The following is a 19,001-nucleotide window of genomic DNA, read 5'->3' on the forward strand; positions in this document are numbered from 1 at the left end:
GAATACACCCTGGGGTTCGCTTCATCTGTTTTCGGGGTGATCGGTGCAGCGGCGGCGACATTGGTCAGCGTGCGGGCGACGCAAAAGGCCGTCATGCTGAGATTAAGTGCCACAGCGCCGGGCATGGCCTTTGGCAATGGGGTTATCAAGTTTTTGAGTAGCAATCTGTTTGCGCGGTTAGCCGGATATCCGGCAATAGCACTGGGTTTTTTCGCGGACGGTACTAAGGCGCTACGACAGTACGACAATGGTGATCTAACTGCAGCCGGTTACACTGTGGCGGGTGGGTTCACCATGGCTATTGGTTCCGCTGTCGTCCTTGAAGCAGGACTTGCGATTGCGGGCGTTACATCGGTTGTGCCCTTTGCCGGATGGGCCGCAGCGGCCCTTGTCCTCGTAGGAGTAGCCATCATTGCAGGAGGCCTCTACCTACACGCCAAGGCACATGAGCGTCTTCACAGGCCAATTGAACTTTGGGCAGCACGTAGTATTTTCGGGAATCGCAAAAATGATGGAGAAGTGCGCCCTGGCATTACCTTGGACTATGAGAAAAAATTACCCTACTTCACCTCAATGCAAACAGAAATTAAGGCTTGGCACAATGAACATTATGGACCCAAGCTACTATCCACCGAGCAAGCCCTATCCCTCGGCATAACTAAAGCCGACACCCGATGGCATCATAATAACCACTGGTCGCCGCCAGACTGGACAGCTATCACACATAACGAAGTAGTCACATCCCAACCAACCGTAGAATTCACAGTGCTGTTGCCTGCGTTCAGGTTAGGCGTAAGTGAATGGTCAGGAAGTTTGAGCTCCGTCCGTGACGACCACGGAATTGACGTTTTTCCAATCAGCCCGACCGGCCACCTCGTAGGTGCTGGCTTAGTTCTACATTTCGAAAACACCCTAGCCAACCAAAATCATGTCTCACTTCGTCTAACCTACAACGCCAATCAAGGCCTGGACGAAGATAATGAGACCCTGTCAATTTTTCGTCTGGAGCGCTGATCATGGCAACCATCTGGCTATTCAACTCAATGTCAGACTCTGGACACAAGCCCACTATCACAGGACAACTATTAAGCTTATCTGACACTATTTTATGCTTAAGGAATCCATGGGTCACAGACTCTGTCTTTATGGGAAAGCTGTATTGCGCGATTACTATTCTTTCAATTGCCGGCTTTTACCCACACTTACTCTCTAGAGACATATGGCGCATGTACGAATCCGCTCCATTATTAGCCACCGGATTCTTGCTTATGCCTTTCACTTTCCTACCTTTCCTCATTTATCGAATATATTTCATAAAACGCTTATCAAGTTTCTGCTTCAATCGTTCAACCCAAAAAATCTACTACCAACGTTTGAGCAAAGTACTCGTATTCGAATGGGCCAACACCGGAGGTGGCATCTTCAAGCGCACCGAATACGGCGGCTCCTCCTTCACCACCAGCTATGCCCTCGCCTTCGCCCCTCGCCGCGAAGACGGCAGCCTGCATCAAAAGGACTGCCTCTGGGTCGACAGCAATGAATCCACCGAACCCGGCGTCAAGCATGTCGCCGAGGTATGGGAATACCTCCGCCACTTCATGGACCACGGCCCGGACAAACTCCCCCCGCCCGGTGAACCCAACTGGTGGCACAAGCCACTGCACGCCATCTGCCTGACCCCGGCCGAAGCCTGGCACCACTATGCCCCCTGGCGAACCGGCGAGCCCGGTGAAATGCAGGGCAAAAAGAACTGGCAATTGCCGTTCTGGGCTGTGCTGTTCCCCTACAACCTCTCCGTAGCCATCTGTTGGTACGGCATCTGCCGCCTGTTCAACGTCCAAGCAGCGCCACCGCCACCCGAAGCATTTGAGGAAGCCCCCAATCAACCCGGCAAAAGGAAGCGCAAATGAAACCCATCGTACTGGTAGGCCATCATCATAGCTGCCCGCTCCATGGCGAAGGCACTGTGGAAACCGGCGCAAGTGCAACATTCGTGGATGGCAAGGCCGTCGCACGTGTGGGCGATCGCATCAGTTGTGGCGCCGTAATCGAAACCGGCGCTGCCTGCACGATCATCGAGGGCCACCCCGCAGCAAGGGAGGGTGACACTACCAGCCATGGAGGGACTTTGATCGAGGGGGACCAAGGTTGGCTCATTGATTGAAAGCCACTGCCGGCCACCGAGCCAGATGCTGAAGCCTGTCAGTCAACAGGTTTGGGCCGTCCAGCGGCCCAAATGGCGAACAAAGCCACCTTTCCGGGTGACCCGTTCTCATAACCATGGCGCCAGCCCGCAAACTGCGCCATATCTGCGTCAATCCAGCACTGGCCGAAGCAACGCCTGTGCCTCATAAAGGGTTGGCAAATACCGCAACCGTATCTCATCAATACTCAACCGCGAAGCATGAGTCGTGATGGTCAGCGTCGCTTTCAACTGACCGGCCCGCCCCAGCAATGGCACCCCCAGCACCCGCATACCGATTTCATATTCCTGATCAACGATACAGAACCCCTGCCCCTTCACGCGCAGTAGCTCAGCGTCCAGCTGCGCCCGGTCTGTCAGTGTGTAAGGCGTCAACGCCTGCAGCGGGTGACGGGCAAAGTATTCGTCCCGCTCCCCCTCATCCAGCCAGGCCAGCCAGACCCGCCCGCCGGCCGTGCAATACATGGGTACCCGCGAGCCCGGCCTGATCGACAAAGACGCCACATGGCTATACCGGCTACGCACCAGATGGATGATCTCATCGCCATCGCGGGTACCCACCGATACGTGCTCCTGGGTCTGCCGTGCCACCTGTTCAACAATCGGCCGCAGCATGCGCGGCAGTTGCGCCGAGTCCACATAAGCCTGGCCGATACGCAAGGCCTTGGGGGTCAGCCAGTACTCACGGCTGTCCGTTTCGGCAAAGCCCTCATGCACCAAGGTCAGCAGAAACCGCCGCACAGCACTGGGCGTAAGGCCAGATAGCCTGGCCGCCTGCGGCACACTCAGACGCGGCTGCTCGGCGCTGAACAGTTGCATCAGCGCCAGGCCTTTCTGCAAGCCCGCGATCAGGTCACGGGGATGGATGACGGGTGTGTTCATGCATTCGACTCGCTACCAGAGGCACAAAAACAGCCGATTAATGCGATAACCGGATCATGACTGCGATTATCGCATTAAGTGACCGCTTGGCGCATTGTTGCCCACGCCCCTCTGCCTCACCCTTGCCTCCATAACAACGCCAATAAGGAGGTCAGCATGATTCGAGGTTCCACTGAACTGGTCGCCATCGTCGGTTCGCCCATCGCCCAGGTGAAGTCTCCGGAAAACTTCAACACCTGGTTCAACCACAACAACTGCAACCTCGCCATGCTGCCCATCGACCTGCATGAGGCGGCGCTGGACAGCTTTGCGGATACCCTGCGTGGCTGGCAGAACCTACGCGGTTGCGTGGTCACCGTGCCTTACAAGCAGGCGCTCGCCAACCGCGTGGACGGACTGAGCGAGCGCGCAGCTGCCCTGGGTTCGGTCAATGTGATACGTCGCGAGCGCGACGGACGCCTGCTGGGCGACAACGTGGACGGCGCTGGCTTCCTCGGCGCTGCGCACAAGCATGGCTTCAAGCCGGCGGGCAAACGGGCACTGGTGATCGGTTGCGGCGGTGTTGGCAGTGCCATTGCCTATGCACTGGCTGAGGCAGGGATCGCCAGCATTACCCTCAGCGACCCCAGCACAGCACGCATGGGTGCTGTATGCGAACTGCTCGGCAACGCCTTCCCCCGGCTCACGGTCAGCACACAGTTCAGTGGGCTGGAAGACTTCGACCTGGTGGCCAACGCGTCCCCGGTCGGCATGGGCACCCGCGCAGAGCTGCCGCTGTCCGCCGCCGTGCTGGCTACCCTGCTGCCAGGCACCCTGGTCGCCGACGTGGTCACCTCACCCGAGATAACCCCGCTGCTGAGCCGCGCGCGGCAAGTAGGTTGCAGGATCCAGACTGGCCCGGAAATGGCCTTCGCCCAACTGGGCCACCTTGGCGCCTTCATGGGCGTCACACCGCTGGAGATCTGAGGCCATGACGACTCTGGAGCACACACACAACAGCTTCGATCTGGTTGTGCTGGGCAGCGGTGCCGGTGGTTTCGCCGCTGCCGCCACAGCATCCCGCCGGGGGCTAAAGGTGCTGGTGGTGGAAAAGGCCGAACGCTTTGGCGGCACCTCGGCGATTTCTGGCGGCGCGGTGTGGCTGTATGGCACCGACCAAGCCCGTGACGCCGGCGCCAAGGATTCTCCCGAGGCAATGCGCACCTACCTCAAGCAGGTCATCGGCGACGGCTACGACCCCGCCTTGGGCGATGCCTTCATCGAGCATGGTCACCAAGCGCTGCGCTGGCTGGAGCAGAACACCGAACTGCGTTATGCCCTGCGCCCACTCTCACCCGACTATTACCCGGATGCACCCGGCGCCACTCAGTTCGGTCGGGCGCTGGAAATGGTCGAATACGACGGCAAGCACCTGGGCACACGCTTCAAGGACCTGCAGATGCCACCGCCCGGCATGCTGCTGTTCGGCGGCATGATGGTCAACCGGGTGGATATCCAGCATTTCCTCAGCATTCGCCGCTCACCCAGGTCGCTGTGGCATTGCCTGAAGCTGATGGCGCGTTACGCGCGCGACCGCCTGCAGCACCCACGCGGCACCCGGCTTACCACTGGCAACGCATTGATCGCCCGCCTGGCCACCAGCGCCTTCGCCCACGGCACGCAGTTGTGGTTACGCAGCGAGGCCGTGGAGCTGATCGCCGAGCACGGCGTGATCACGGGCGTGGTCGTACAGCGCGAGGGCCGCCGTGAGCGGGTAATGGCCCGTGGTGGCGTGGTGTGCGCCATGGGCGGATTCGCAGCAGGCGCAATGGCCGCCAGCTACCGCCCTGCTCAAAAGGCGCCGCACCTGACCATGTCACCACCGGCAAACGACGGAGCCGCCCTGCGCCTTGCCCAGGCCGTGGCAGCAGCCGAGGGCGAGGGCCTAGCGGCCAACTTCTTCTGGGCACCGGTTTCCGAACTACGTCATGCCGATGGTGAACGTGAGCGCTTCCCGCACCTGGTCACCGACCGCGCCAAGCCGGGCGTGATTGCGGTAGACCAAGCCGGGCGGCGCTTCGTCAACGAGTCCGACTCCTACCACCACTTCGTGCACACCATGTTCGCCAACGGCATTGCCAGCTGCTGGCTGGTCTGCGATGCCGAGGCAATGAACCGCTACGGGCTTGGCCTGGCGCGGCCCAAGCCCGTCAACAACCAGGCGTTGATCGACGCAGGCTACCTGTACCGGGCCACCACATCGCAGGCACTGGCCCTGGCCATCGGCGTCGATCCACAGGGGTTTGCGCAAACACTTGCACAGTTCAACAGCGATGCCAGCAATGGCATCGACCGCGCATTTGGCAAAGGCGGCAACAGTTACAACCGCTACATGGGCGACCCGCAACATGCGCCCAACCCATGCTTGGCACCCCTTACCAAGGGGCCGTTCTATGCCATCCGCATTCACACCGGCGACCTCGGTTCAGCCCGTGGCCTGGTGACCAACGCCGATGCCAACGTGCTGAACCGCAGCGGTTTGCCCATTCCCGGGCTGTATGCGGTCGGCAACGACATGAACTCACTGATGAAAGGCACCTACCCCGGCCCCGGCATCACCCTGGGCCCTGCCCTCACCTTCGGCTGGCTTGCTGCCAACCACATCACCGCGCGCCTGCAGGCGCCGGCTACCCCTACGGAGAACCCGGCATGTACTACGAACTGAGAACCTACACCCTCGACCCCTTGAAAATGGCCGACTGGCTGGCCCTGTACCAAAGCCACGCACTCGAGGTGCAGAGCGAACACCTGGGCAACCTGGTGGGCTTTTTCACCAGCGAGTTCGGCGACGTCAACCAAGTGGTGCACATCTGGGGCTATGCCAGCCTCGACGACCGCATGGCACGCCGCGCAGCCATGGCGGCAGACTCACGCTGGGCAGAATTCTCGCGACGCAACCGCGAGCTGGGCGCGGTACTGCGCCTGCAATCGCGCCTGCTGCGCCCGACCGGTTTCTCACCGCTGCAGTAAGCCACACCCCACCTCTTCCAACAGCCGAGCGGACCCCTTCCATGCCCCCCCTTGAATGTGACGTACTCGTCATCGGCTCCGGCGCCTCTGGCCTGGCTGCCGCCGTAACCGCCGCGCATCATGGCCTGACAGTGGTCGTCGCGGAAAAAGCCAGCCAGCTGGGCGGCACCAGCGCCTGGTCGGGGGGCTGGTTGTGGATACCGCGCAACCCTCTGGCCATCGCCGAAGGCATCGTCGAAGCCGACGATGCCCCGGAGCGCTATTTGCGTGCGCAAACCCACACCCGCGAGTTGGACCCGCGTCAACGCGCCTTCCTGCGCCATGGTCCGGAAATGGTGGCGTTCTTCCAGCAACACACTGCCGTGCAGTTCCAGTGCGGTAGCCGTATGCCCGACATGCGTGAAGGCGATGGCAGTGCACGCGGCGGTCGCTCGCTGTGTGCATTACCTTACGACGGGCGACGGCTAGGGCCTTGGCTGCACAAGTTGCGCCCGCCGCTGGACATCGTCAGCCTGGCCGGCATGGGCATTGCCGGAGGTGCCGACATGGCTGCCTTCTTCAACACCACACGCTCGCCAAAGGCAGCGCTGCATGTTGGCAAGCGCCTGTTGCGCCATGGCCGAGACCTGCTGCTGCACCGTCGCGGCCTACATCTGGTCAATGGCAACGCGCTGGTAGCGCGCCTGCTGCGCAGCGCCCTTGATCGTGGCGTGATATTGCTGACCGAGAAAGCGGCCAGCCGACTGTTGTTGTGCGAAGAACGGGTCAACGGCGCGCTGTTTGCCGACGGCCAAACGATCTACGCACGGCGTGGTGTGGTGCTGGCGTGCGGTGGTTTCCCACATGATCGCCAGCGTATCTCGCAACTGATGCCGCACGCGCCGGACGGTGACCAGCATTACTCCGCTGCGCCCAGGGAGAATAGCGGTGACGGTTTGCGCCTGGGCGAACAGGCGGGTGGCCAGGTGTCTGCGGCAGGCGCCCACGGGGGCGCCTGGGCGCCGGTATCGCAGGTACCGCGCGGCAATGGCCATTTCGGCCATTTTCCACACCTGATCGACCGCGCGAAGCCCGGTTTCATCGCCGTGCGCCGCGATGGTCGGCGCTTCGTCAACGAAGCCGATTGCTACCACGACTTCATGAACGCGCTTTTCGCCGCCACGCCGCAGGCTGAGCAGCCGGAGGCCTGGCTGATCTGCGACCATGCTGCGCAACGACGCTATGGCATCGGTTGGGCCAAGCCCTTTCCCTTCCCTACCCGCTTCTATCAGCGCAGTGGCTATTTGCACAGCGGCGCTACCCTGGCGCAACTGGCGCAGCGCTGCGGGATCGACGCCGAGCAGTTGCAGCGCACGGTGGAGGGCTTCAACCATCATGCGGCACAAGGTGAAGACCCAACCTTTCTGCGTGGCGCGTCGGCCTACAACCAGGCCCAAGGCGACCCGCAGCAGGCACCTAACCCGTCGCTTCGGCCGTTGCTGAAGGGGCCGTTCCATGCGGTGAAACTGCTGCCAGGCAGCCTTGGCACCTTCGCCGGCCTGGACACAGACGCCTCGGCCCGCGTACTGGACCACGCAGGGCAGCCGATACGCGGGTTGTTTGCAGTGGGTAACGACATGCACAGCGTGATGGGTGGGTACTACCCGAGCGGCGGCATTACCCTCGGGCCAGGGATGACCTTCGGGTATCTGGCCGGTAGAGCGTTGAGCGGGGGCTGTGCACATCATTGATGTCGGTTTTGCGCCCATCAGGCAACCAAGGCCAAAGCCTTCTACCCTTCAGTGACGTGAATCCCTGCCGCGCCCGCGGTCTAACGCAACCGTTCGATAACCGAACAGTAGCCCGTCTCTTGAATTGACGCTGCTGTCTTCACTGCTCACCATGCACCGGCCTTGCGTGCCCCCCTGCCTGGGAAGCGGTCACGTACCCGTAGCACCGCAGCTGAATACAATTTCAAGAAACGAGCAGTCTATGAACCACTCCAAGATCCCCCCCGCCGCGCCCCGGATGTCCCAGGGCTCGATCGGCGACAAGCTCCGCGGCGCCTTTGGCGTCGGCAAGACCCGTTGGGGCATGCTGGCCCTGGTGTTCTTCGCCACCACCCTGAACTACATCGACCGCGCCGCCCTCGGCATCATGCAGCCCGTGCTGGCCAAGGAAATGAGCTGGACGGCGATGGACTACGCCAACATCAATTTCTGGTTCCAGGTCGGCTACGCCATCGGCTTTCTGCTGCAAGGCCGGCTGATCGACAAAGTCGGGGTCAAACGGGCCTTCTTCTTCGCTGTATTGCTGTGGAGCCTGGCCACGGGTGCCCACGGCCTGGCCACCTCGGCGGCAGGTTTCATGGTCTGCCGCTTCATCCTCGGCCTGACTGAGGCCGCCAACTACCCGGCCTGCGTCAAGACCGTGCGCCTGTGGTTCCCGGCAGGTGAGCGGGCAATTGCAACGGGGCTGTTCAACGCCGGTACCAACGTTGGTGCCATGGTCACCCCCGCGCTGTTGCCGCTGATCCTGGCTGTGTGGGGCTGGCAGGCTGCGTTCATCGCCATGGGCAGCCTGGGCCTGGTGTGGGTCGTGTTTTGGGTGCTGAAGTACTACAACCCTGAAGACCACCCCCGCGTGCGTCAGAGCGAGGTGCAGTACATCCAGCAGGATGATGAGCCAGAGCCGACCCGCGTGCCGTTCAGCCGTATCCTGCGCCTGCGTGGCACCTGGGCTTTTGCAGTGGCCTATGCGATTACCGCGCCGGTGTTCTGGTTCTACCTGTATTGGCTGCCGCCGTTCCTGAACCAGCAATACAGCCTGGGCATCAACGTGACCCAGATGGGGATCCCGTTGATCATCATCTGGCTGACGGCAGACTTCGGCAGCATCGGGGGAGGCATCCTGTCGTCGTGGCTGATTGGCCGTGGCGTGCGCGCTACGACAGCGCGCTTGGTGTCCATGCTGATCTTTGCCTGCACCATGCTCAGCGTCATCTTTGCCGCCAACGCCAGTGGGCTGTGGGTCGCGGTGGCGGCCATCTCGATCGCGGTGGGCGCGCACCAGGCGTGGACGGCGAATATATGGAGCCTGGTGATGGACTACACACCCAAGCACCTGGTGAGCACCGTATTCGGCTTCGGCAGCATGTGTGCGGCAATTGGCGGGATGTTCATGACGCAGATTGTCGGCAGCGTGCTGACCGCTACCAACAACAACTATGCGGTGCTGTTTACCATGATCCCCGCCATGTACTTCCTGGCGCTGGTGTGGATGTATTTCATGGCACCGCGCAAGGTCGGGAGCGCCTGAGAGCGCTAACCACTTACCTCTACGGGGCCCTTGCGGGCCCTTTTTTTGGCCTGGTATTTTTGAGAAGCGGACAACGCCACTGCAACGTTCGGTGTGTGAGCGGGTTGCCCCACGGACGTGACGTAGCCGGTGCCATGCACCACGTTCGCCCAATCAGACTGCGGCCAGCACCGCCTTGGCTTTCTCCAGCGCCATGCGCGCACGCTGTTCGCCGCTGATGCCCTGCTCCAGCAATTGCCGCGTAGGGGTTTCCAGGCTCAGCGGCATGCTCGGCGGCAAGGCGCGTAACAGGCCAACCAGGTCAGCATCGCCATCACCCGGGAAGCGACGTTCGTTACGCGCCTGGCGCAGTATCTCGTCCATGTCGGCCGGTACCGGGCCAGCAACGTCACACAGTTGGGCATAGCGCATGCGCTGCGGCTTCAGCTGCGCCAGGTCGTCCAGCGAAGACCCGGAGCGGTTGAAGTGGAAGGCATCCACCAGTACGCAGCCATTGGCGCGGTCGGCGTTGGCCACCACCCGCATGGCCTGGCGCAGGTCACGTACGGCGGTCCAGGGCATGAACTCCAGGTGGGGGTGAATGCCGTAGCGTGCCGCCAGTTCGCACAATGCGGCAAAGCGTTCGGTCAGGCGCGCTTCGTCAGGGTCGTTGCCCGCTACCAGCAATTCAGTGCCACCCAACTCGGCGCCCACCGCCAGGATCGCTTCGAAATCGGCCACACAGGTTGCCGGCTCAAGACGCAGGATCTCCAGGTCGAGCACCTTGATGCCCGTGTCGCGCAAGCGCGCCTGGGTTTGCCGACGCAGTTCGGCATCGGCAACCAACGGGAAATGCCGCTCCTGTTCGGTGGCTGGCACCAGCCGTAGGCCGACATGGCTGTAGCCCGCTCGGGCGGCGGCCTCGACCATGTCCGGTGGAGACAGCTCGAGCACCGTCAGGGCCGCGAGGGAAAAAATTCGATCAGTCATTAATCATCACCAGCAATAGTAAGGTTGCATCAGCCAATGTGCGCGGGCGCGCAAGCCCGACCGCTCTGGGCTGCCTGCCTTATCGCTTCGATCAGCGCCAGTGTGCGCCCCCCGTCGGCAGCGTCGATCAGCGGAGCCTGTTCACCCCGGGCAACCCGCACAAAATGCTGCAGTTGCAGGGTCAATGCCTCGCCGGCGGGGATGCTTTCCGAGCTTTGCAACAGGGGCGTATGCCAGCCCGAGCCTGCCTCGGCGTAATGCCAGCGCTTTAGCTGGGGAATGCTCAGTGCTCCTTGGGTGCCGGCCAGCAGATAGCACGGCTGGCCGTCCTGGCGCGGGTACACGGGGCTTTCGCCAGCGTCCAGCTCCCAGCTCCACGGTGCAGCCACCGCGTCGGACCCGGTCAGGCTGCCCAGGGCACCGTTGGCAAACTGCAGCAGCACCGCGGCGCTGTCTTCGTTGGCAAAACCGCGGACATCGTTGCGGGTGAAGGCCTGCACCTGCACCACCTCGCCGCACAGGTAACGCAACAGGTCAAGGTCGTGGATCAGGTTGGTCAGCAAGAAACCGGCCCCTGGCTCGCGGCGCCAGGGCGTTTCGAAATAGTTGTCGGGCTTTTGCAGCTGCCACAGCGCGGTGACGTTGATCAAACGGCCCAGTTTGCCTTCGTTGATCACCTGGTGCGCCTTGGCGATCAGCGGATTGTGTCGGCGATGGTGCCCTACAAGCACCGGCACACCTCGGCGGCGTGAGGCTTCCACCAGTGCACGCACTTCATCCAGGTGCACGCCCACCGGTTTTTCCAGCAGCACCGGCACCCCGGCCTCGACACAATCCAGGGCGGTGGCGACATGCAGGTTGTTGGGATTGGCGACGATCACTGCCTCGGGGCGCACCTGCTCCAGCATTTGCCGGTGGTCGGCAAAGCAAGGCACGCCGCACTCGGCAGCGAAGGCCTCGGCCTGCGGGCCGGGGTCGGCCACGGCACACAGTTGGGCTTGCGGCACATTGCGCAAATGCTGGTAATGCTGCCGGCCCATGATGCCGGCGCCAATCAAGGCAATACGAAGGGGTGGGTTCAACAGCCTGTCCTCTTGTCATTGTTGTCATGAAATTCTGAAACCTGGTTCCACAATTTACACTCGACAATTTAGAACCAAGTTCAGCTTTTCAGAAGAACAGGCGCAACAGACTGTGCGGTAATCGACCGGAATATCCCCTCAGGCAAACAGCTCGCTGGCGGGACTGGCCGCCGACAGCTCTTCTGCCGCCGCCAGCAATAGCGGTGCCAGCGCTGTAAGGCGGCTCTGTGCCAGCCGCGCGCTGGGCCCGGCGATGCTCAGCACGCCGATCACCTCGTCACTTTGCGGCCGGCGCACCACTGCGGCCAGGGCTGAGGTGCCGATGGCGGAGGTTTCCTCGACCCAGGCATAACCACGCTCGCGGGCGCGGTGCAGGTAGGCGAGCAGCTCGTCGGTGGAGCGTGGCGCGTTGGGGCCGAACTGGTCGGGGTCGGCAATACCCTGGCGCAACACCATCTGCAGCGCCTGCTCATCGTCCAGGCTGGCCAGCCAGGCATGCCCGGAGGCGGTATAGAACAGCGGCGCGTCGCGCCCCATATCCGGGTCATAGCGCAGCCCGGAGCGGGCCCCCTGGGACTTGGCGATCCAGGTTTGCCGGGCACCGTCGATCACCCCAAGGCGCACCAGTTCGCCGCTGTCCTGGGCCAGGCGGTCAAGAATCGGCTGGATGATGTCGGCACCGCTGCTGGCCAGGTAACGAAAGCCCAGCGCTACCAGCTTGGCCGACAGCTGATAGCGGCTGCTTTCCCGGTTCTGGCGCACGTAGCCCAGCCGCACCAGCTCAGTGAGCATGCGGTGGGCAGCGCTTTTGGGAATGTCCAGGCGCTCGGCCAGGGTTTGTAACGGCAGCCCTTGGGGTTCACCGGTAAGGCTTTCTACAAGACTGAAGGCGCGTTCGATCTGACTACCAGCCATGTCACAGGTCCCTGATTTTTTTGCGGATTCTAGAAGATGATTCCACATCGTCGCCAGCCAGCGCAGCTCGGGCCACCTCGAATGTCCGATGATCGCCCAGTTCTTGCCTGACATGCCCGACCTGACCTTGCAGGACCACCCGCTGCCGATAAGAATGTGGAACATTGTTCCAATAAAAAAACAGGAAACCCGCAATGTCTTCCGCTCCTCTCGAAACCGCATGCGATGTACTGGTCATAGGTTCTGGCGCCGCCGGGCTGGCGGCGGCCGTCACGGCTGCCTGGCATGGACAGAAGGTGATCGTGGTGGAGAAAGAACCGGTATTTGGCGGTGCCACCGCCTGGTCCGGCGGCTGGGCCTGGGTGCCACGCAACCCGCTGGCGCGCAGGGCCGGCATCGAGGAAGACATCGAGCAACCGCGGACTTATCTGCGCCATGAGCTGGGGGCAAACTACAATGCCGAGCGCGTCGATGCCTTCCTCGAGGCGTGCCCGCACATGGTGGCGTTTTTCGAGAAGTACACGGCGTTGCAGTTTGCCGACGGCAACGGCATCCCGGACATGCATGGCGATACGCCGGGGGCAGCCCTTGGCGGCCACCAGGTGATCGCTGCGCCCTACGATGCCCGCGAGGTTGGCGCCCTGCTGCCACGCTTGCGCAAGACCATGCGCGAAACCTCGTTCATGGGCATGCCGATCATGGCCGGTGCCGACCTTGCCGCCTTCCTCAACATGACCCGCTCGCCCAAGGCCCTGCTGCACGTGTGCAAGCGCTTTGGCCGCCACCTGTACCACCTGGCCCGCCATGGTCGGGCCATGCACCTGGTCAACGGTGTGGCGCTGGTGGCGCGCCTGGCTAAATCCGCACAGGACCTGGGTGTACACCTGCAAGCGTCGGCGCCGGCCAAACGCCTGCTTATCGAGGGTGGCCAGGTGCGCGGGGCGTGGGTCGCTACGCCACAGGGCGAGCAACTGATCCGCGCCAAGGCCGTGGTGCTGGCGGCAGGTGGTTTCCCCAATGACAACGCCCGGCGCCAGCAACTGTTCCCGCGCGATGCCAGCGGCCACGACAACCTGGCGCTGCCGCCCAAGGGGTGTTCTGGCGATGGCCTGCGGCTGGGTGAATCCGCCGGCGGCGTGGTTGCCACCGACCTGAAGTCGCCAGTGGCCTGGGCACCGGTTTCACAGGTGCCGTATCGCGACGGCAGCGTCGGCCACTTCCCGCACATTATCGAGCGCGGCAAACCGGGCGTTATCGGCGTGCTGGCCAACGGCAAGCGTTTCGTCAACGAAGCGCATGGCTATTACGACTATGTGTCGGCCATGGTCGCTGCAGTGCCGCAGGGTCAGGAGGTGTGCTCGTGGCTGGTTTGCGATCATCGCTTCTTGCGCCGCTATGGCCTGGGGCATGCCCGCCCGGCACCGCTGCCGGTAGGCCCGCATGTGCGCAACGGCTACCTGAAACGCGGCGCCACGCTCGAGCAACTCGCCCAGGCCTGCGGCATTGACCCGTCCGGGCTGCGCGCCACGGTCACTGACTTCAATAGCCATGCCCGTAACGGCCAGGACCCGGCGTTCGGCCGCGGTTCCACGCCGTTCAACCGCAAGCAGGGTGACCCACAGCACAAGGGCCCCAACCCTTGCGTGGCGCCCATCGAGCACGGGCCGTTCTATGCGGTGAAAGTAAAGCCTGGCTGTTTTGGCACCTTTGCCGGGTTGCGCACCGACGGCAATGCCCGTGTACTGGATGAGTCCGCACAACCGATTGCAGGCCTGTACGCAGCAGGTACCGACATGGCCAGCGTGTTGGGTGGCTGGTATCCGTCGGGTGGCATCAACCTGGGACCGGCGCTGACCTTTGGCTATGTCGCCGGGCGGCATATTGCAGGGGTGCAGGAGTATGAGTGAGCTGATCCACGCTACCTGGGTGGTTGGCGGTCTCCAGGAGGACACTGCGAAAGGCCGTGGCGCTTGAATCGAGCGCCACGCGGCCTGATTTTTTCAGCGTTGTCGTCCCTCAGCTCACAGGTCTGGCTGCGCAACGCTCCTGAATCTGCGCCAGCCAGTAGGCCACATCCACCTCGTCGATCTGCTCGGTGCGCAGGAAGCGCTCGGCATATTGGCGAAATACCCCGCTGCTGAGGAACAGCTGTAGCAGTTGCCCGTCGACGTGCCCCTCGCGGGCCATGGACACCAGGATCTTCACCGATTCAGACAGCGTCTTCGGAGGTTTGTACGGCCGGTCTGCTGCCGTCAGTGCTTCGAAGATGTCGGCAATCGCCATCACTCGCTCGGCAATGCCCAGGTCCTGCCCGTCCAGACGGCGCGGATAGCCGCTGCCGTTCATCTTTTCGTGGTGGTTGCCGGCGATGTCGGGTACCCGCTTGAGCTGGCGCGGCAGCGGCAGTGCACTGAGCATGATGATGGTCTGCACGATGTGTTCGTTGATCTTGAAGCGTTCTTCGTCAGTCAGCGTGCCACGGCGGATCGACAGGTTGTACAACTCGCCGTAGTTGCTGGCGTGGCCTGGCAGGTGCATATCGAACCCCCAGATATTACGCGGGTCGCCCTTCACCACCGGCGGCGTGCGAGTACCCCAGGGCACGCAGTGCTCGGGGCGGTCGGCCAGCAATGGCTCCTCTGTCGGTAGTTCAGGCTGCGGCACGCCGACAAGGCGTTCCGCCTCGTCTCGGGAGATGCCCAGGCGGTTATCGAAATGGCGCAGCCAGCGTCGCTTGCCGATCACCTGCAAGCGCTGGATATCGGTGTCCTGCATGAACTCGCCGCCGATGTTGGCCTGGGCGACGAAAGCGAAGTCGTCCTGCAGCTCGGCCTGGCTTCGGCTCAGTGCGGCTTTCAGCACCTGCTGGTCGGCGCCGCTGGCCAGGCCTTGCCAGTAAGCCAGCTCCGCATCGCGCCACAGCACTTCGAAACGCATGCGTACTTCGTGGATGCGGTTGTAAAGGGTCTCCAGCTTGGTCGCCTTGTCCACCACGTACTCGGGGCTGGTGACCTTGCCACAATCGTGCAGCCAGGCTGCCACACGGAACTCGTATCGCTCTGCCTCGGTCATGCTGAAGCTGGCGAACGGGCCGCTGTCGGCTGCCACTGCCTGATCCAGCAGCATCTGAGCCAGCTGAGGCACCCGCTCGCAGTGGCCACCGGTATAGGGGCTCTTGGCGTCGATGGCGTCTGCCAGCAGCTTGATCATGGCGTCCAGCAGGCGTTGCTGGGCTTCGACCAACTGGCGGGTCTCGATGGCCACTGCAGCCACACCGGACAACTCCTCGACAAAGCGCCGGAATGCCTCGCCTACCCGCTCATGCGCCTGCTCTTCGTCCATTTGCAGGACCAGTATGCCCAACAGTGCCTGGCTACGGTCATTCAGCACCACGGCCAGGCTGCGCTCGTGCAGGCCGAGGGCCTGGGTCACTGTTGCAGCCAAGTGCTGCCGGGCGCCTTCATCCACTACCAGCTCGCTTGGGTAGTGTTCACCGCGGCACGAGGCGACCAGGCGCAGCAAAGCCTGATCAGCGTCGTACAGGTAAACCCCGCCGGCGTCGCCCCCGGCAGCTTCTACCAGATGGCTCAGCACGCCATCGAGCATGCGCTCAAGGTCTCGCTCGCGACTGAGCGCAAGGGTAATCGCCTGAAAGTGGCGAATAGTACCGGACATGCGACTCAGCACACGGCTCAGCTCACGCACCTCGGAAACCCGCGAGTGCACGCCCACTTCACGACTGAAATCAAAACTGGCCAAACCTTGAACCTGCTCGCGCAACAGCCGCAGCGGGCGACCAATGCGCCGGCCAAGCACACCGCCGAGCACCAGCAACACGGCCATCAGTGCCACGGTCCAGAGCAACTGCTCGAACAAGACTTTGCGTGCCCCCACCAGCAGCTCGTGGCCTGGTACGGCAATCAGCACGTGCAAGTCGTGCCCGGCCAGGGTGGTCAGCTGCACACGAATGCCATACCAGGTCTGGCCGTCCACCTGATAAGGCTGAGGCTGGTTGCCCTTCGGCAGGTCAGCGTATAGCTGCGCCAGGCTGGGAGCGCCCAACTCGGCGACCCGCGACAGGCGCACGCCTTGCCCTTCGTGCACGATTGCCCGCTGCGGGTCCGGATAGGCCACAACGTTGCCCTGGTCATCGACCACAACAATCTCGGTACCAGGGGTCATGCGCAGGTCCTGAGTCTCGCTGGCCAGGTCGTTGACCGAAACGTCCAGGCCGATCACGGCCCCACCGTCGACGCTACGTTGGGCCATGGTCAAGCCAACCTCACGGGTGGTGAAGAACACATAGGGACGAGTCAGTACAGTAGCGGGTTGTACCGTGGCTTGAGCGAACCAGGGACGCAGGCGTGGATCGTAGCGATAGTCAGGTTTGGCCTGGGCCTGCAACAAGTTCAGCGCCCGATCATAAAAGCGCCACTCGCCCTGCACCTTGGCGCCGTCGCCATGGCTGACGCTCTGCACCAGAAAAGCCGTGCCCGGTGGAGCGGCGAAACGCTGCATCAGCTGTGGGTCACGCAGGCGACGCACCAACAGGAACTCGCCGCTGGGGTAACCCAGATAGGCGGCGCTGAGCATGCGGTTGGCGTCCAGCATTTCCACCAGCTGTGGCAGCCGATCCATGCGCTGTGCCTGGGTGTGAAGCGTCGTGTTGTGGGCAAGCAGGCGAATGCTGCTTTGCGCCGGCTCGATCAGGCGCCTGGCGCGCTCGTCGATCGTCTTGGCAACCTGCTGGGCAGCATCGCCAGCAGCAGCCACGAGGGTTTGGCGAATTCCGCGGTAACCCTGCCAGGCCAGGGCGGCGCCGAGCAGCAGCATGCCCAGCACGATAGCCAGCGCCACCAGCCACTGCAGTGAAATACCACGTCCTGTATTGCCAACAAAACGCCCCGTCGACACGCAGCCCATCCCAGGTACTCCATGTGCGGCACATTGCCTTGGCTGATGTCTGCAGCAGTGTAGAGTGCGGGTGAGCGTTCTGCCGGGCCGGAAACAGGTTTATAGACGAGCGTGCAAGACCTTGTACCGCGACGCAGGCGCCGCGGACCATGAACAGGACATCAGCCGCGCAACTGGTACCAGGTGGTCTTCAGCTGCGAATATTTGTCGAACGAGTGCAGTGACAGATCGCGGCCAAACCCCGACTGCTTGCCCCCACCGAACGGCACCGTCACATCCAGCGCATCGACTGTGTTCACCGATACGGTACCGGCTTTCAACGCCCGCGCTACCCGGTGCACCTGGTTGAAGTCGTCGCTCCACACCGAGGCAGCCAGGCCATAGATGCTGTCGTTGGCAAGGCGCACCGCCTCTTCTTCCGTGTCGAAGGCGCTGACTGCCAGCACCGGGCCGAACACTTCCTCCCGCGCCAGGCTCATGCGGCCCTCGACACCGGCAAAAATGGTCGGTTCGATGTAGTTGTCCGAACCTTCGATGTTCAGGCGTCGGCCGCCACACACCAATCTCGCGCCCTCTTGCCCGGCACGCACGATGGCGGCCTCAATGCGGCCGGTCTGCTCGGCATCGACAATGGCCCCGGCGCGGCTCGCCGGATCCAGCGGGTTACCGGGCAGCCACTGGCGAGCCTTGGCCTGCAGGCGCTCGATGAACTCATCGTGAATGGCACGCTGCACGTACAGCCGCGAGTTGGCCGAACACACTTCGCCCTGGTTGAAGAAAATGCCGAAGGCGGCCTTTTCCGCCGCCAAGTCCAGGTCCTGGCAGTTGTCGAACACCAGGTTCGGGCTCTTGCCGCCGCACTCCAGCCACACCTGTTTGAGGTTGGACTGCGCCGAGTATTGCATGAAGTACTTGCCCACCTGGGTGGAGCCTGTGAACACCAGGCAGTCCACATCCGGGTGCAGGCCCAGCGCCTGCCCGGCCTGCTCGCCCAGGCCCGGCACCACGTTCAGTACGCCTTCCGGCAACCCCGCTTCCAGCGCCAGTTGGGCCAGGCGCAGGGCCGAGAACGGTGATTGCTCGGCAGGCTTGAGTACCACGCTGTTACCGGCAGCCAGTGCCGGAGCCAGCTTCCAGGCGGCCATGTCGAGGGGGAAGTTCCACGGCACCACGGCCGCGACCACACCGAGTGCTTCGCGGGTGATGGTGGCCAGCGCATTGGCAGCAGTGGGCGCCACCTGGTCATACAGCTTGTCCAGCGCCTCGCCGTACCAGGCGAACACATGGGCAGAACCCGGCACGTCGATGTTGTAGGCGTCCATCACCGGCTTGCCCATGTTCAGCGAGTCCAGCAAGGCCAGTTCTTCACGATGGGCCATGATCAGCTCGGCCAGGCGCAGCAGCACTTTCTTGCGCTCGCCCGGCGCCATGCGCGGCCAGGGGCCGTGTTCGAAGGCCCGACGGGCGCTGGCGACGGCCAGGTCGACCTCGGCCTGGCCGCAGGCGGCAACCTGTGCCATTACGTTGTTGGTGGCGGGGTTGATGGCTGCGAAGGTGGCGCCATCCTGTGCGTTGACGGGTTTGCCGTCGATCAGTGCATGGGCCGGAAGGTAGAGGTCCGAGGCGCGTTGTTGCCAGAATTCGAGCGTGTACATTTGTACTCCAGACGACCGTCGTGGCGGTCCTTCTTGCGCAAGTAACAGGTACCACACAGTCCGCAAGCACGCCGC

The 19,001-nt window shown here is 62.8% G+C and carries 14 protein-coding genes and 1 pseudogene; 9 read left to right on the forward strand and 6 right to left on the reverse strand.

Annotated elements, in window-relative coordinates; translation table 11 throughout:
* The 3 genes and pseudogenes from ACF8GF_RS11395 to ACF8GF_RS11405 form a co-directional block, all read left to right on the forward strand.
* Positions 1 to 1,014, forward strand: a pseudogene (locus ACF8GF_RS11395) (hypothetical protein); the annotation flags it as partial.
* A 2-nt stretch (positions 1,015 to 1,016) separates the two neighbouring features.
* On the forward strand, positions 1,017 to 1,910 hold the full coding sequence (locus ACF8GF_RS11400) for a DUF6708 domain-containing protein (RefSeq protein WP_392488091.1): 894 nt from the start codon (positions 1,017 to 1,019) through the stop codon (positions 1,908 to 1,910).
* Positions 1,907 to 2,164 carry a PAAR domain-containing protein gene (locus tag ACF8GF_RS11405; RefSeq protein ID WP_103444571.1) on the forward strand — a complete coding sequence of 86 codons (258 nt, stop codon included), beginning with the start codon at positions 1,907 to 1,909 and terminating at the stop codon, positions 2,162 to 2,164. The genes ACF8GF_RS11400 and ACF8GF_RS11405 overlap by 4 nt, the downstream gene beginning before the upstream one ends.
* A 150-nt stretch (positions 2,165 to 2,314) precedes the next feature.
* On the opposite strand, the gene ACF8GF_RS11410 is transcribed toward ACF8GF_RS11405, so the two are convergent.
* Positions 2,315 to 3,085 (reverse strand): IclR family transcriptional regulator, encoded by a 771-nt coding sequence (locus ACF8GF_RS11410; protein WP_176684643.1) that lies wholly within the window; start codon positions 3,083 to 3,085, stop codon positions 2,315 to 2,317.
* A 156-nt stretch (positions 3,086 to 3,241) separates the two neighbouring features.
* On the opposite strand from ACF8GF_RS11410, the gene ACF8GF_RS11415 reads away from it, so the two are divergent.
* The 5 genes from ACF8GF_RS11415 (at position 3,242) to ACF8GF_RS11435 (ending at position 9,391) form a co-directional block, all read left to right on the forward strand.
* A complete protein-coding gene (locus tag ACF8GF_RS11415) occupies positions 3,242 to 4,051 on the forward strand; it encodes a shikimate dehydrogenase (RefSeq protein WP_176684644.1) in 810 nt (269 codons plus the stop codon).
* Between the two features lie 4 nt (positions 4,052 to 4,055).
* Positions 4,056 to 5,789, forward strand: coding sequence for an FAD-dependent oxidoreductase (locus tag ACF8GF_RS11420; protein ID WP_176684645.1), 1,734 nt, complete (start codon positions 4,056 to 4,058; stop codon positions 5,787 to 5,789).
* Complete coding sequence (locus tag ACF8GF_RS11425; protein WP_003250862.1) at positions 5,774 to 6,094, forward strand: NIPSNAP family protein; 321 nt, start codon at positions 5,774 to 5,776, stop codon at positions 6,092 to 6,094. Before ACF8GF_RS11420 ends, ACF8GF_RS11425 begins: the two co-directional genes overlap by 16 nt.
* A gap of 41 nt (positions 6,095 to 6,135) precedes the next feature.
* Positions 6,136 to 7,824 (forward strand): FAD-dependent oxidoreductase, encoded by a 1,689-nt coding sequence (locus ACF8GF_RS11430; protein WP_176684646.1) that lies wholly within the window; start codon positions 6,136 to 6,138, stop codon positions 7,822 to 7,824.
* A 241-nt stretch (positions 7,825 to 8,065) separates the two neighbouring features.
* On the forward strand, positions 8,066 to 9,391 hold the full coding sequence (locus ACF8GF_RS11435; protein ID WP_392488092.1) for an MFS transporter: 1,326 nt from the start codon (positions 8,066 to 8,068) through the stop codon (positions 9,389 to 9,391).
* Positions 9,392 to 9,544: 153 nt separating this feature from the next.
* On the opposite strand, the gene ACF8GF_RS11440 is transcribed toward ACF8GF_RS11435, so the two are convergent.
* The 3 genes from ACF8GF_RS11440 to ACF8GF_RS11450 all read right to left on the reverse strand — a co-directional run bounded on the left by ACF8GF_RS11440 (position 9,545) and on the right by ACF8GF_RS11450 (position 12,357).
* On the reverse strand, positions 9,545 to 10,360 hold the full coding sequence (locus ACF8GF_RS11440) for a sugar phosphate isomerase/epimerase (protein WP_176684647.1): 816 nt from the start codon (positions 10,358 to 10,360) through the stop codon (positions 9,545 to 9,547).
* A gap of 29 nt (positions 10,361 to 10,389) precedes the next feature.
* Positions 10,390 to 11,442 (reverse strand): Gfo/Idh/MocA family protein, encoded by a 1,053-nt coding sequence (locus ACF8GF_RS11445; RefSeq protein ID WP_209965336.1) that lies wholly within the window; start codon positions 11,440 to 11,442, stop codon positions 10,390 to 10,392.
* Between the two features lie 138 nt (positions 11,443 to 11,580).
* Entirely contained in the window at positions 11,581 to 12,357 is a 777-nt protein-coding gene (locus tag ACF8GF_RS11450; protein WP_020190769.1) for an IclR family transcriptional regulator, read from the reverse strand.
* Between the two features lie 194 nt (positions 12,358 to 12,551).
* Between ACF8GF_RS11450 and ACF8GF_RS11455 the strand changes: the two genes are divergently transcribed.
* On the forward strand, positions 12,552 to 14,264 hold the full coding sequence (locus ACF8GF_RS11455; RefSeq protein WP_392488093.1) for an FAD-dependent oxidoreductase: 1,713 nt from the start codon (positions 12,552 to 12,554) through the stop codon (positions 14,262 to 14,264).
* 109 nt (positions 14,265 to 14,373) lie between these two features.
* On the opposite strand, the gene ACF8GF_RS11460 is transcribed toward ACF8GF_RS11455, so the two are convergent.
* Both ACF8GF_RS11460 and ACF8GF_RS11465 read right to left on the reverse strand, forming a co-directional pair.
* Complete coding sequence (locus ACF8GF_RS11460) at positions 14,374 to 17,280, reverse strand: HD domain-containing phosphohydrolase (RefSeq protein ID WP_392488094.1); 2,907 nt, start codon at positions 17,278 to 17,280, stop codon at positions 14,374 to 14,376.
* A gap of 152 nt (positions 17,281 to 17,432) precedes the next feature.
* The gene (locus tag ACF8GF_RS11465) at positions 17,433 to 18,926 is read right to left on the reverse strand and encodes an aldehyde dehydrogenase (RefSeq protein WP_392488095.1); all 1,494 of its coding nucleotides are present in this window, start codon (positions 18,924 to 18,926) and stop codon (positions 17,433 to 17,435) included.
* Between the last annotated feature and the right edge of the window lie 75 nt (positions 18,927 to 19,001).

Origin of the sequence: Pseudomonas sp. yb_5 (assembly GCF_043103865.1) — a bacterium.
Lineage (GTDB): Bacteria > Pseudomonadota > Gammaproteobacteria > Pseudomonadales > Pseudomonadaceae > Aquipseudomonas > Aquipseudomonas putida_Y.